Source organism: Acinetobacter sp. YH12027, assembly GCF_013420085.1.
GTDB classification, from domain to species: Bacteria; Pseudomonadota; Gammaproteobacteria; order Pseudomonadales; family Moraxellaceae; genus Acinetobacter; species Acinetobacter amyesii.
Genome location: NZ_VOYW01000004.1, coordinates 51,063 through 64,432, shown reverse-complemented (window position 1 = coordinate 64,432; position 13,370 = coordinate 51,063). Strand labels below are relative to the sequence as shown.

Annotated in this window: 11 protein-coding genes; 7 read left to right on the top strand and 4 right to left on the bottom strand. The window is 38.1% G+C overall.

Annotated features, from left to right (window positions below; all coding sequences use genetic code 11):
• Positions 1 to 20: 20 nt before the first annotated feature.
• Positions 21 to 1,466, bottom strand: coding sequence for an alpha/beta hydrolase-fold protein (locus FTT94_RS01260; protein ID WP_180170083.1), 1,446 nt, complete (start codon positions 1,464 to 1,466; stop codon positions 21 to 23).
• 143 nt (positions 1,467 to 1,609) lie between these two features.
• On the opposite strand from FTT94_RS01260, the gene FTT94_RS01255 reads away from it, so the two are divergent.
• Both FTT94_RS01255 and FTT94_RS01250 read left to right on the top strand, forming a co-directional pair.
• Entirely contained in the window at positions 1,610 to 2,326 is a 717-nt protein-coding gene (locus FTT94_RS01255; RefSeq protein WP_180170082.1) for an SGNH/GDSL hydrolase family protein, read from the top strand.
• 38 nt (positions 2,327 to 2,364) lie between these two features.
• Positions 2,365 to 2,973: a uracil-DNA glycosylase family protein gene (locus FTT94_RS01250; RefSeq protein WP_180170081.1), complete on the top strand. Its 609-nt coding sequence runs from the start codon at positions 2,365 to 2,367 to the stop codon at positions 2,971 to 2,973.
• 107 nt (positions 2,974 to 3,080) lie between these two features.
• On the opposite strand, the gene FTT94_RS01245 is transcribed toward FTT94_RS01250, so the two are convergent.
• A complete protein-coding gene (locus tag FTT94_RS01245) occupies positions 3,081 to 3,518 on the bottom strand; it encodes a hypothetical protein (RefSeq protein ID WP_078193815.1) in 438 nt (145 codons plus the stop codon).
• 138 nt (positions 3,519 to 3,656) lie between these two features.
• On the opposite strand from FTT94_RS01245, the gene FTT94_RS01240 reads away from it, so the two are divergent.
• Positions 3,657 to 4,325 carry a class I SAM-dependent methyltransferase gene (locus FTT94_RS01240; RefSeq protein WP_218955969.1) on the top strand — a complete coding sequence of 223 codons (669 nt, stop codon included), beginning with the start codon at positions 3,657 to 3,659 and terminating at the stop codon, positions 4,323 to 4,325.
• Positions 4,326 to 4,417: 92 nt separating this feature from the next.
• On the opposite strand, the gene FTT94_RS01235 is transcribed toward FTT94_RS01240, so the two are convergent.
• Positions 4,418 to 5,974, bottom strand: a complete 1,557-nt coding sequence (locus tag FTT94_RS01235; protein WP_180170080.1) for a phospholipase D family protein — start codon at positions 5,972 to 5,974, stop codon at positions 4,418 to 4,420.
• A 125-nt stretch (positions 5,975 to 6,099) separates the two neighbouring features.
• Here FTT94_RS01235 and FTT94_RS01230 point away from each other — a divergent pair, with 125 nt between their 5' ends.
• The 3 genes from FTT94_RS01230 (at position 6,100) to FTT94_RS01220 (ending at position 9,732) form a co-directional block, all read left to right on the top strand.
• Positions 6,100 to 7,215, top strand: coding sequence for an S-(hydroxymethyl)glutathione dehydrogenase/class III alcohol dehydrogenase (locus FTT94_RS01230; RefSeq protein WP_168377538.1), 1,116 nt, complete (start codon positions 6,100 to 6,102; stop codon positions 7,213 to 7,215).
• A 292-nt stretch (positions 7,216 to 7,507) separates the two neighbouring features.
• Positions 7,508 to 8,527: a flavin reductase family protein gene (locus FTT94_RS01225; protein ID WP_180170079.1), complete on the top strand. Its 1,020-nt coding sequence runs from the start codon at positions 7,508 to 7,510 to the stop codon at positions 8,525 to 8,527.
• A 35-nt stretch (positions 8,528 to 8,562) separates the two neighbouring features.
• The gene (locus FTT94_RS01220; RefSeq protein WP_180170078.1) at positions 8,563 to 9,732 is read left to right on the top strand and encodes an acyl-CoA desaturase; all 1,170 of its coding nucleotides are present in this window, start codon (positions 8,563 to 8,565) and stop codon (positions 9,730 to 9,732) included.
• Positions 9,733 to 9,855: 123 nt separating this feature from the next.
• On the opposite strand, the gene FTT94_RS01215 is transcribed toward FTT94_RS01220, so the two are convergent.
• Entirely contained in the window at positions 9,856 to 11,436 is a 1,581-nt protein-coding gene (locus FTT94_RS01215) for an ATP-binding cassette domain-containing protein (RefSeq protein WP_180170077.1), read from the bottom strand.
• A gap of 700 nt (positions 11,437 to 12,136) precedes the next feature.
• Here FTT94_RS01215 and FTT94_RS01210 point away from each other — a divergent pair.
• Positions 12,137 to 13,219, top strand: a complete 1,083-nt coding sequence (locus tag FTT94_RS01210) for a 3-deoxy-7-phosphoheptulonate synthase (RefSeq protein WP_180170076.1) — start codon at positions 12,137 to 12,139, stop codon at positions 13,217 to 13,219.
• Positions 13,220 to 13,370: the final 151 nt, after the last annotated feature.

The window sequence follows — 13,370 nt, the reverse complement described above, 5'->3', positions numbered from 1 at the left end:
ATGATCTAAACGTTTATAAACTACTTTTGCGCAAAAAAATGTTTGAGTGCATCTTGTAAGGCAATTTGCCATACCGCGTAGGAATGTCCGCCGATATACGATTGGTAATGTACATCATGACCTTTGCTTTTTAAGTCGGCTGCAACAATAGGCGAAGTCTCTAAAATACTCAGTTCATTATTATTGCGTGAACTCTCATAACTATTGGCAGTAATAAACCAATGCTGTTTAGGTTGTGAGTTTTTATCCCGAATGATTTTACTCATGCCATTAGGGAGGTCTGTCGGCGCATTTTGCCACCAAAATGATCCAGATAACGGTACGACATGACTAATTTGATTTGGATTTTCTAAGGCTAAATAAGCTGAACTTAAACCGCCAAGACTTGACCCAAGTAGTACCGTTTTCTTCGAATCGACTTTTGCAGGTGCATTTTTTTGAATCCAAGGCATCAGTTCATCACTAAAAAATGCTGAAAATTTTGCATTTGGTGTTAATTCTTTAGGTCGTTCCTGATCGTTCGGTGGAGAAACAAATATGGCTTGAATTGATGGCAATTGACCTAGTTCAACTAAAATGTCTAATGCCTTTGGAACATTCAGTAATTCATTATATTGCTGACCATCAAAAAATATAGCGGTGATATAGCTCTGGTTTTTCTTGGCTTTAGATTGGTAAATTTGGATTTTACGTGAGTTATTCAAAATTTTGCTATCTAGAGCAAACTCTTGTAATTTGGGCTGTTTAACATTTAGATATTGTTTTGGATCAATAAAAGGCGGGGCATCTTTAAGGGCCACAAAATTTTCATTACGCAAGCCTGATGTGTCATCACTTGCGAGATAAGTGTTTTTGTTGAAAGGATCAATGCGTTGTACTTGTATCACAGCACGACGCTGCGTTCTTGATTCTTTAAGTTTAGGATTCAGATGCGGACAATAATTTGACAGATAACCTTCAAAGTTCGGTAAATCGACAGCAAAGCTATAACTGCCAATGTAACGATGATCAATAATCGATTCTTTAAACCAAATATCGGTATTTGGTAGGCGTGTTAACCATTTATGGTCATTACTCGGGCCACCAATAAGGCGTACATTATGCTGCGCACCTTTCCATAAAAAAATTATACGGTCATGTTTTTCATCATAGTTTTCAATGATTGGTGTACCCATAAGCTCTACACGCTTCCAAAAATCTTCAAGAATTTGAGCATGTTGTTTTGGATTTTGATTTAACTGATGTTGTAGGTTTAATAATATTTGGCTTTGCGCCTTGACATCTTCACATGCAGCAGCATAGGGGAAATGTTTTTTTCTGTTGTATCGGTTAAAGCGGGTGAATTTTGAGTTTGGGCAAAAGCAGAAGAAATAGCAAAGCTCATAGAACAAGCCAAAAAAAGTAGGGAAAGTTTTTTCATTGAAATAATAAAATAGGTAGAATGAAATCAGATAAATGATAATCATTATTAATATAAAAAACTAGCAATATGCCGCAGAATGGTGCTTTTAAAAAAAGAAAATGTAGAAAAATAACAATAGAGTCAATGCTTTGTTTTTTAAACTAATTAAAATAATGCAGTCGACAAGCTCTCAATTTGCTAAATATTATGCTACTCAAAGTATCAACACTGCTGCTATTACCTGCATTACTGATCCAAGGTTACCGTGTGAAAAAAAATACTCCACGTTTAGCAGAACCGGTGGGAGAGCGTTGTGGAATGATTGTTCAGGGTAATCGACCATTATCGGTATTGATCCTTGGTGACTCAGCGGCAGCAGGTGTCGGCGTCGAGCATCAGTCGGATGCGTTATTGGGACAATTACTTAAAATTTTATCGCCTGATTATCAAGTTCACTATTGCCTTGAAGCCACAACGGGGCATAACAGCCAGCAAATCATCAATGCTTTGGACAATGTCACTACGCAGAACTTTAATGTCGTGATCAGTTCTGTTGGTGTCAATGATGTCACAGCATTAAAACAACCAGACCAGTGGTTGAAGCTCCAGCAGCGCTTATATCAAGCTGTTGAGGAAAAGTTTCATCCACAGCTATTGATTATTTCAGGTGTGCCACCAATGAATGAGTTTCCAGCTTTACCGTTTCCATTGTCATGGCTGTTTGGACAATATTCAAAGAAGATGAATGCGCTGTTAAAAAATTATGTTAATACTCAAGCGAATATGCGGTTAATTCAATACGATTTACACGATTATCGTGAAAAAAAATTAAAAATGGCCAAAGACGGCTTTCACCCGAGTAAAGAAATTTATCAGTTATGGGCTGAAAAAATAGCGAAACATATCACTGAAGAATTTTCATAGACAATAATGATTCAATCATTGGGCGAAGTTAAATCTACATGAGCAAAGATATTTCCGACGCGAGTCCGCAAATCGAAACGCATCCTTTAGCGCCATTTTTGCCATCAAATGGGAAACTCTTGATGCTAGGGAGTTTTCCGCCACCCAAAACACGCTGGAAGATGGATTTTTATTATCCAAATTTTCAAAATGACATGTGGAAGATCTTTGGCCTATGTTTTTTTCAGGATAAAAATCATTTTCTCAATCTAGATAGCAAAACTTTTAAAGAACAGCTCATTCGAGATTTTTTAAATGAAACAGGCATAGGCATTTTTGATACTGCCTATCAAGTGATTCGTTTGAAAGGTAATGCATCAGACAAGTTTTTACAGATTTATCAGCCAACCGATATTGCGAAGTTACTCACGCAGATGCCGAATTGCCGCAGTATTATGACGACGGGAGACAAGGCGACTGATACTTTGATGCTCTCGATGCCAGAAAATACTGAAAAACCACACATTGGGCATGCTGTTCATATCGAATTTGCAGGCAGAGATTTGACTTTATACCGTATGCCATCATCATCTAGAGCTTATCCACTAGCACTGGAAAAAAAAGCTGAAGCCTATCAAAGCTTATTTAAAGATATAGGCTTACTTTAGGGAAGTTTACGTTATTGTGAGATACCTTGAAATATATATCTCATTTAAACAGGCAAACATTCAATGATTAAAACGTGGCATCTTAATAAGGGATAAACACCAATTCCTTAACCATCATATTCAACATAATCCCAAAGGTTTAAACGCGCTTTAATTTCTTTGCGAATATTCGGCAGCATAGGTAGTAAAGTGCCATCGATCCATAAACTCAATGTCTGAGATGAAACTTTTTTGTTTGCATCATCTACAATTTGCGCGCCTTTCACGATCACCAAAGTTTCTTCGCTAGCTGCAGTTTCAATGCCTTTAAATAAAAGCTGTAATTCATGACCTGTATCTTGAATTAACCATTCCAACTCAATTTGAATATTGTGATTAGATTTAAGTACAGCTTGGCCTTCAATCATGTCATTGTCAGATAAGCAGTCATGCTCAACCCGAACTTTCGACAAAAACCATTCTTGATGACCCAGTTCGGGAAGTGTTGTAAAAGGCGTTAAAATATCACTTAAATTAAATTGGCGGCTTAAATCAAAAAATTGCATTAGAAAACTTTAGGGGGAGATAAAACAAAATAAGCGGTGGATGTTAAAGCATCATCAAGTGTGAGTAAAACCTTTGCTTTTATTGAGATATTTTATGTATAAATAGCATTCAATCTATCTAAATTAAGTCTAAGATAAATGAATTGCGAAAATAATATTCACATAAATGATGTGCGCAGCCCCATAGACTTAAAAGATCCAATCGAAGCTAAACAATGGGCCGCTGAAGTGAATCTTAAACGACCGTGGCGTTATGACATCTTTCAAATGTATGTCGACTCTATTTTGGCTTTAAACCCGAATGCGCACGTGCTTGAACTCGGTTCAGGCCCAGGCTATTTGGCAGAGTTTTTAATCAATCATTGTCCAAATATAGATTACACAGCATTTGATTTTTCCGAAGCTATGCATGACTTGGCAAAAGAAAAATTAAGTGCAGCGCAACGCTTAAAATGTAATTTTATAACAGGGGATTTCAAACAATCTGCTTGGGAAGAATCACTTCATTTCAATGAGAAAAGCACCTTTGATGTGATTATTATTCATCAGGCCTTACATGAATTGAGGCATAAGGCGTATGCAGCGGAGTTTCATCGGACTGTAAAAACGTTGTTAAACACACAAGGCGTGTATTTTGTATGTGATCATTTATATGCACCACATGCACAGCAAAATCATGAGTTGTATATGTCAGTTGAGGAACATTTAGCCGCGCTGAAAGCAGCCAATTATGGCCAAGTGGAATGTCTGGGTGAAGTCAATGGTTTGGTTCTTTTCAAAAGCCAGCACTCATATGAACGAGACTGACTAAGACCGTTTTTGACTTGATCGAACTTATCAGATTATTTCAATAAATAGCCTCGACGAGGGCAATTCAATCATTTAGCAGTACGTTGTCATTACATCATCCATTCAATCGGGAGGTATGACACTGCTTTTATACTAAATCGTTGGAATCGAGTTGTTTCAGGTTCATGGGTATAGGTTTTGGTTTTTCCATTTTTTTGATGCTCTAACCAAATGATTTCGCCATTTTTATCTAGTTTTAATTCATACGCAATTTGCGGTAAATATTCGTTTAATGCGGCAGAAATATCATTTTGTAATCGATCAGATTTCACGACAAGGCCAACTTCCGAATTTAAATTTGCGGAACGTGGATCAAAGTTAAACGATCCAATAAACACCATTCCGTCGATATCGAAAAATTTTGCATGCAAACTAGAGGCATTTTTGCCTTTTGCAGGGATGATATTTCCCGTCATGACCTCATACCATGTGCGTTTTGAACGCTCTATATAAGGTTTAAATTCATATAGTTTCACGCCATTTTCGAGTAAATCTTTGCGATATTTTTGATAAAACGCATGAACGACAGCGACGTCATTGGCTAAAAATGAATTGGTTAACACACGGACTTCTACATTTTTGCCTGCAAGACCCGTCAAAAAGTCAGTTCCTTGTTGCGTGGGAACAAAATAAGCTGAAACCAATTCCATACGTTCCTTGGGCTGTCCCATCAAAGTAGAAAATTGGTTATAAATTAATTCTTGCTCTTTAGCCTCACCACGAATTTTATTCGGACTATCCGCAATGAAATGTGCTTCGGCCCAATTCACCGGTATTAGTTTAAGCTGAGCCGCCAGTTGTTGCTGTGCATAGTTAATGCGCTGTTGATCTTTAGTCAACGTTGTAGAGTTTTCTTGGTATTGTTGTCTTAATTGACTTAATTCTTCTTTTGTACCTGCACCAATCCATTGCTGGACAGAATAACTCAAATCATCATTCCAAAAGTTCAAAAACACCTGATTGGCTTGTTGAATGGCTTCGCCATAGAAAAGGATGTCCAAATCTGTAAATTGAAAACTTTCACTGGCATCAAAATATTCATTACTGATGTTACGACCACCAGTTACGCCCATAAAACCATCGGCAATAATTAATTTATTATGCATACGCTGGTTAATGTGCTTTAAGCGAAATGCATAATCAATGACACGTAAATTTCTGAATTTATAGGGATTAAACAGTTTGATTGAAATGTTGGGATGAGCTGAAAGGGATTGTAAGGTCGGATCGAGTTTCGTCCCGTTTTGATCATCAATTAGTAGCCTGACTTTTACCCCACGGTCAGCGGCATGCAGTAATTCTTGAAACATCAGATGCCCAATAGCATCATTTTCCCAAATATAATATTGCAAATCGATGGTGTATTTTGCATTTCGAATCAAATGTAGGCGAGAAGCAATGCTTAAGAAGGCATCATCTAATGCTAAATAAGCCGTTTGTTTTTGTTCTAATTTTTCTAAATCCGTAGCAGACGTAATCCATTTTTCTGCATGTGATTGTATAGGGACATCTTTTTTTGACTGATTGCTAGGTAAGCTGCATCCAGTTAATAGGCTGATCGAAACAGTTAAACCGACAGTACAACTTATTTCACGTAATTGTATCATTCGAATAGCATTAATCATTCCTTGAAAAATTCATCATAACATCATGTTTTAAGGTTGTATTTAGGCTTAAAAAGAGGTTACTGTAACTCATCTGTTAATATAAGCCATACAGGATGTTTTTAGACATGAAATCACGTGCAGCCGTTGCTTTTGGACCGGGTCAGCCTTTAGAAATTGTAGAAATTGATGTGGCACCACCGAAAGCAGGTGAGGTTTTAGTCAAAATTAGCCATACAGGTGTGTGTCATACAGATGCATTTACATTGTCAGGTGATGATCCTGAAGGTGTATTTCCAGCTATTTTAGGGCATGAAGGTGCAGGTGTTGTGGTTGAAGTCGGTGAAGGTGTGACTTCAGTGCAACCGGGTGATCATGTTATTCCGCTTTATACCGCAGAATGTGGTGAATGTTTATTCTGTAAATCGGGTAAAACGAATCTTTGTGTATCTGTTCGAGCAACACAAGGGAAAGGTTTAATGCCAGATGGTACAACACGTTTTTCGTATAATGGTCAGCCGATTTATCACTATATGGGCTGTTCAACATTCTCTGAATATACTGTGGTTGCAGAAGTGTCTTTGGCAAAAATTAACCCTGAAGCGAACCATGAACATGTATGTTTGTTGGGTTGCGGCGTAACAACAGGCCTTGGTGCAGTTAAAAATACCGCTAAAGTTCAGGAAGGTGACTCAGTTGCAGTCTTTGGTTTAGGTGGTATTGGTTTGGCTGTGGTACAAGGTGCTAAAAAAGCCAAAGCAGGTCGTATCATTGCCGTAGATACCAATCCTGACAAATTCAAACTGGCTGAAGAATTTGGCGCTACAGATTTTGTTAATCCAAAAGATTATGAACGTCCTGTACAGGAAGTGATTGTAGAAATGACGGGCTGGGGCGTCGACCATTCATTTGAATGTATTGGCAATACCAATGTGATGCGCTCTGCTTTGGAATGTGCTCACCGTGGTTGGGGTCAATCTGTGATTATTGGTGTGGCAGGTGCAGGTCAAGAAATTTCAACCCGTCCATTCCAATTGGTTACTGGTCGTACTTGGAAAGGCACTGCATTCGGTGGTGTTAAAGGTCGTTCACAATTACCGGGTATGGTAGAAGAAGCCATGTCAGGTGAGATCAAACTTGAACCATTCGTGACCCATACCATGGGGTTGGATAAAATCAATGAAGCGTTTGATTTAATGCATGAAGGTAAATCAATTCGCTCTGTTGTGCATTTTGAAGACTAAACATTGATTTAAATATTATTGATTTATCTACTAATCATTAAATATTAATGCGTTAACTTTCACTGTTTTAAAAACTAGGCTTTGGCCTAGTTTTTTTTATTTGTGTTGTTACGACAAATCAGAACTTCAAATTTGGATTTGCAAAAAGTGACAGATTGTTAGACATAAAATGATAAAAAATGCCAAATGATAGATTTTGTCCCGAATTCACATGGTGGGGAATTAGCACTAAACTTAATGTAAGCATAATTTAAAAAACAAATGTATATTAATGCATTATCCGAGGCAAAAAATGACAACTACAAGTTACAAGCCTGAGTGGATTCGGGAAGATTTTATTGATTATATTGCAGAAAAATTTGATGCAATTTGGGCCTACAAACGTGTAAAAGCACAATTGGTCAAATCACGTTGTGTGGGGATCGGGTTTTATGAACTGAGTTTTTTAGCGAATCAAAATTTTAAAGCAGAAAATTATCGACCAGGCCAATGTGTTCTGGTGACAGTTGTCAAAGATGGTGTACGTCATCAACGTAGCTATAGCATCGTCGAAATCAATACATCTGGTCATGTAGTAATCGCAGTCAAACAACAAGGCAAAGTGTCCAACTGTCTGACGCAATTAAAAACAGGTGATGTTGTTGAATTATCGCAACCGCAAGGTGAGTTTGGCCTAAAGCTAAATTCGGATCGACCAATTTTACTGCTTGCTTCAGGTAGTGGTATTACCTCAATCATGGCTTTGTTTAAACAAGCGATTCAGCTTGGGCGTACGGTTGACCTGATTTATTTCAATCGAGATGATGCTTATTTGGATGAATTGATTCAACTGGCGAAGCAATCTAACCATGCACATTTACATGCGATTAATACGCTGAAAACCAAATTGCATATCTCACCAGAGGTGCTAAATCACATGGTCCCTGATTTTAAGCAGCGAGATTGCTATGCCTGTGGTGCAGCGCCAATGATGCAAAGCATTGAACAATTGTATCGTGAGTTCAAGCTTTCAGAGTGTTTAAATACTGAATATTTTCAGATGATTGCTGATGATTCAGTGCCTGCTCAACCTGTTACTTTTAGTTTAGCCCAGCAGGATTTTTTGGCAGAGGGTAATTTACTGGAAAGTGCTGAAAAAGCTGGTTTAAAACCAGCCCATGGCTGTCGGATGGGTATTTGTAATACCTGTTCGTGCACAAAATTACAGGGTTCAGTGAAAAACTTACTCACCGGCGAAATAGATCATGCGAATAACACACAAATAAAATTATGTGTTTCTCAGGCAATTTCACCTGTACGTATTCAACTCTAACCCAAGCCGCATAAAAACAAATCAGGGGCATCATCATGAATCAATCGATATATATTCGTCCGAATAGTAAGTCACGTTATTTATCTCCAGAACAAACTGCTGAATTTGGCGAAAAAGTTGAGCAAATTCGCCGTGAAATCATGCAGAGTGTAGGTGAAAAAGATGCAGCGTATATTTATAAAATTCGCAATTTTGTCCGTTATAGCGAGATCGCATCTCGTGGCATGTTGATGTTTGCAGGCTGGATTCCACCGGTGTGGTTACTGGGTACCGGTTTATTGGGTATTTCTAAAATCGTAGAGAACATGGAACTCGGTCATAATGTGATGCATGGTCAGTTTGATTGGTTAAATGACCCGAGTTTAAATGGTGCTAATTATGATTGGGATACCATTGCCACAGGTCAAGACTGGAAATATACCCATAACTATGTGCATCATACCTATACCAATATTGTCGGTATGGACCATGATGTCGGCTATGGCTTAATCCGTGTAAGTGAATCGCAAAAGTGGGAGACACGTTTCCTTTTTAATATTCCACTGGCTGCCCAACTCATGGTTTTCTTTGAGTGGTATGTCGGCATTCAACGTTTACATTTAGAAGATGTTATTGCGTATAAAACCAAAACTTGGAAAGATGTATGGCATGAAGCGGCCGATGTACGTCAGAAAATTAAGCGCCAAGTGATTAAAGATTATGTGTTTTTCCCGCTTATTGCAGGTCCCAATGCGATTCCGGTATTTGCAGGAAATGCTGTAGCCAACGTGATTCGTAGCTTATGGGCTTCCGCTGTCATCTTTAATGGCCACTTTACAGAAGATGCGGAAAACTTCGAAATGGACAATACCGAAAATGAAACTCGAGCAGAATGGTATCTCCGTCAAATTCGTGGCTCAAGTAATTTTAGTGGAACACAATGGTTACATATACTCAGTGGTAATTTGAGTCACCAAATTGAACACCATTTATTTCCAGATATGCCTGCGAATCGCTATGCAGAAGCCGCACCTAAAATTAAAGCACTCTGTGAGGAATATGGTATTCACTACAATGAAGCCAGTTTTATCAAACAGTTTGCTAGCGTTTGGGTTCGCCTCGCGAAATGCTCAGTGCCGAATGACTGGAGAGCCGAGCTCAAGGAACGCTCAGCATCACTTCAGCAGCGCCTTAAACAAAAAATCATGAAGAAAATCGGGCGTTAAAAAACAGTAGTGTTAAGCAATATTGTCCTTAATGCTTCCAATGGATGATTTCTAAAGCATTAAAAAAGCCAAAGTAGCGTTCATCTACTTTGGCTTTTTTTAGATCTTTCTAAAACATAAGAGCTATTCAACTAATTGTACGCTACTCTGAATGCCACAAGAATCTACAAAATAAGCATCATGTGAAACGAGAATCACCGCACCGGTATAATGCTGGATGGCTTGAGCCAATAACACTCTAGACTCTATATCTAAGTGGTTTTCAGGTTCATCTAACAGTAAAAGCTCAATATTCGGTGTTAAATAATTTAAGCCCAACAACGTCACTTTTAAACGTTCACCACCACTTAAAAAATGAAATGGTAGTTCCGCTTTTTGACCGCGGATTCTAAGTTGACCGAGTTGATTACGCCATTCCGTTGAGGAAACCTCACGATTAAACTTTGCTAGATTGTCCAAAACACTCAGTTCAGGTGATAAATCACTCAAGTTTTGGTCTAAATACAGGGTATGCACAGACAAAAATAATTCATGGCTAGACTGTGATGTGATCTGACTCAGATATTTTAGAAATGTAGATTTACCAATACCATTTTTTCCTTTTAAATGAATTTTTTCACCTGCCTGTAAGGCCAAATCGAAAGGAAGGTGCTGAGATGTTTTGCGATGAAAATGTTTAACTCTTAAAATTTCTCCTGTTTTTTCAGCGTGATGTTGAAAAACGAATTTCTGCTCTTTGACATGTTCAAGTAGTTGCTGTGACTGAATCAGTTGGGTTCTCTTTTCTTCCAATTGCTTCTGCTGTTGCGTTTGAACTGTCGCGAGGCTTTGACCGGCTTGTTCTTTTTTAAAATCGAGTAATACTTTGGCTTGGGAGCCTGACTTGCGTAGTGCATGACCTTGTTGTTCTCGTTTTTGCGCGTTCATCTGTGTTTTGTGTTGCTGTGATTTGAGTTGTTTTAACTCACGCTGCTGCTGTAAAACATTACGCTGTAAGGCTTTATTTTGCAGATCATTTTGTTGAACGTAGTCTTCATAGTTGCCAGTAACATGACTGAGTCCAAACCCATTTAAAGCATAGATATGCTCTACATGTTGCAGCAACTCTCGATCATGACTGACGACGAATGCACCCGCAGGATGGTTTTTTAAACGATCGATGAGCCAGAAGCGTGAAGACGCGTCTAAATGGTTACTAGGTTCATCCAAAAGTAAATAATGGTCAGTTTTTAAAAATAATGCACACAAAGCCAATTTGGTTTTTTGACCTTCACTCAGCTGAGCGACTGGGAAATTTAAATCGGTTGGAAGTGACGCCTGCTTAAGTTGTTGCTGCCATAGTGCAGGACGGTACCATTGGTTTTCAGTCAGCTCAAAGTCTTCAAAACTGGCATTGCCTATTTCGATACGTTGAAATGCGCTACATAAATCTTCCACACCGAGTGCAGAAGCAATCGTGTCAGCTTCTAGTCGAGAAAATTGTGATAAATAGGCATGTGGTACATTCCATGAAATTTCACCTTCATAGGGGAGATCTTTCAGATTTTGCGCATGTAAGATTTTAAGGATGCAGGACTTTCCTAAACCATTGCGACCAATACATGCCGAAAGTTGTTGATTGAGGTTAAATTTCAGGTTTTTAAAAAGTGTTTTAGAGGGAAATTCCAAGCTTAATTTGGAAATTGTACAAGCCGTTTGAGTCATAGATGCACCTTGCGATAGCAAAGATGCGCAATACAAATAACTAATTTTATTCTATAAAAAAGACAATAATTGAGAAAATGCAGTCGAAGTCATTAGCCATGTGTTTGCACATCAAAAAAATGGATTTGATGATGAAAAAAACAGGGCTTACTTCATTGGCAAATACTCGAATTAAAAAAAAATGGAAAAAAGCTTTATACAGCCTAATTTTGTGCAGTCTAATAAATGTTTATTTATTAATCAATACATCAAATTTTAAAAAGAGGTCGCAATAATTGACAGCAGAGTTATTTAATACAACAAAATAGCAAAAAACTATTGTCAAACCGATGAATACAGCGTATTTTAATTTTCAGACAGATACTTTTTGATGAAATCAAGATGTTAAAGCAACCTTTAATCTCAAACGCATATTATTACTTCTGGCAGTTTAGATAATTGCCTGAACGCGTTCGGGCATGAAAAAGGTTGCCCACCAAGTTTATACCTGATCGGCAACCCTGATCAGGTTTTTTTATGTCTTGATTTTTATAATATTTTTGGAGAAATCTCATGTTTACAGTAAATAATTCATATTTTAGCAACGGTTATTGGTTTTACTTTAGTCAGTCTATGTCTAAAGCCTTGAAGTCCCAAAGTCCCATAACGCTCAGATAAAAGATCGGACTGTTAATGTATACAGTCCAAAGGAATAGAACCAATGAATGCGCTAAATACAGCTTTACAACAAACTCAAAATTCAGAAATTCAGAAATCTACACAGCCAAAAGAAACACTTTTGAGCTTGCCACATCAATTGAAACAACAATTACCTTTATCAGTTCATGCTGCAGAGCAAATTGCTGCACATCGTGCAACGATTCAAAATATTTTGACGGGTCAAGACCCGCGTCTAATGATTATTAGCGGCCCATGTTCAATCCATGATCCAATTGCTGCGTTGGAATATGCTGAAAAATTAAAACAATTACAGGCACAGGTTTCAGATCAAATTTTTCTTGTGATGCGCGCATACATTGAGAAACCACGTACTACAGTGGGCTGGAAAGGCTATATGTATGACCCAAGTTTAGATGGTTCATCTAATATGCAGTTGGGCTTAGAAAAATCACGTGAGCTGTACTTACAAATTATTGAAATGGGTTTGCCGATCGCCTCTGAAATTTTAAGCCCAATGGCGACAGGTTATTTTGATGACCTATTGGCGTGGGGTGCAATCGGTGCGCGTACCAGCGAATCACAAATTCATCGTGAAATCTCGAGTCATATGCCATACAGTATTGGTTTCAAAAACGGAACAGATGGCTCAATCCAAATTGCTCTAGATGCCATTCAATCTGCGTCCCATCCACACCAGTTCTTAGGTATGAGTCAAGCCGGCTTACCGTGTATTTTAGAATCTGTTGGCAACCCACAAGCACATTTGATTTTACGTGGCTCCAATACAGGTCCAAATTATAGTTTGGCTGAAATAGACAAAATTCGTAGTAAAGTAAAAGGCGATTTACCGGCTTTAGTGATCGATTGTAGTCATGGTAATAGCCATAAAGACCCAATGAAGCAACCTGAAGTATTACGCACTATTGTAGCGGAGCGTGAGCATACCCAAGTGCGTGGCGTGATGTTAGAAAGTCATTTAGTGGATGGTAATCAAAAAATTAGTCGTGACATGACTTATGGTCAATCTATAACAGATGGATGCTTAGGTTGGGATAAGACCATTGCTTTGATTCAACAGGTTACGAATGAACTTCGTGCATCACAAATTAAACGTAGTGCTTAACAATCCAGAGCATACTCAGTCTGAATTGATTTACCCCAAAGCCTTAGAACATTGATTGTTCTAAGGCTTTTATTTTGAAATTTACTTTATTGTTTACTGCGATATAAAAATTGAAAAATGGCATATTTCCTAGAATATATACTGATAATTC

Excerpts from the sequence above, each read along its gene's own strand:
- FTT94_RS01250 (WP_180170081.1), top strand. The coding sequence starts at position 2,365 with ATGAGCAAAGATATTTCCGACGCGAGTCCGCAAATCGAAACGCATCCT.
- FTT94_RS01245 (WP_078193815.1), bottom strand. The coding sequence starts at position 3,518 with ATGCAATTTTTTGATTTAAGCCGCCAATTTAATTTAAGTGATATTTTA.
- FTT94_RS01215 (WP_180170077.1), bottom strand. The coding sequence starts at position 11,436 with ATGACTCAAACGGCTTGTACAATTTCCAAATTAAGCTTGGAATTTCCC.
- FTT94_RS01230 (WP_168377538.1), top strand. The coding sequence starts at position 6,100 with ATGAAATCACGTGCAGCCGTTGCTTTTGGACCGGGTCAGCCTTTAGAA.
- FTT94_RS01225 (WP_180170079.1), top strand. The coding sequence starts at position 7,508 with ATGACAACTACAAGTTACAAGCCTGAGTGGATTCGGGAAGATTTTATT.
- FTT94_RS01240 (WP_218955969.1), top strand. The coding sequence starts at position 3,657 with ATGAATTGCGAAAATAATATTCACATAAATGATGTGCGCAGCCCCATA.
- FTT94_RS01255 (WP_180170082.1), top strand. The coding sequence starts at position 1,610 with ATGCTACTCAAAGTATCAACACTGCTGCTATTACCTGCATTACTGATC.
- FTT94_RS01220 (WP_180170078.1), top strand. The coding sequence starts at position 8,563 with ATGAATCAATCGATATATATTCGTCCGAATAGTAAGTCACGTTATTTA.
- FTT94_RS01235 (WP_180170080.1), bottom strand. The coding sequence starts at position 5,974 with ATGATACAATTACGTGAAATAAGTTGTACTGTCGGTTTAACTGTTTCG.
- FTT94_RS01210 (WP_180170076.1), top strand. The coding sequence starts at position 12,137 with ATGAATGCGCTAAATACAGCTTTACAACAAACTCAAAATTCAGAAATT.
- FTT94_RS01260 (WP_180170083.1), bottom strand. The coding sequence starts at position 1,466 with ATGATTATCATTTATCTGATTTCATTCTACCTATTTTATTATTTCAAT.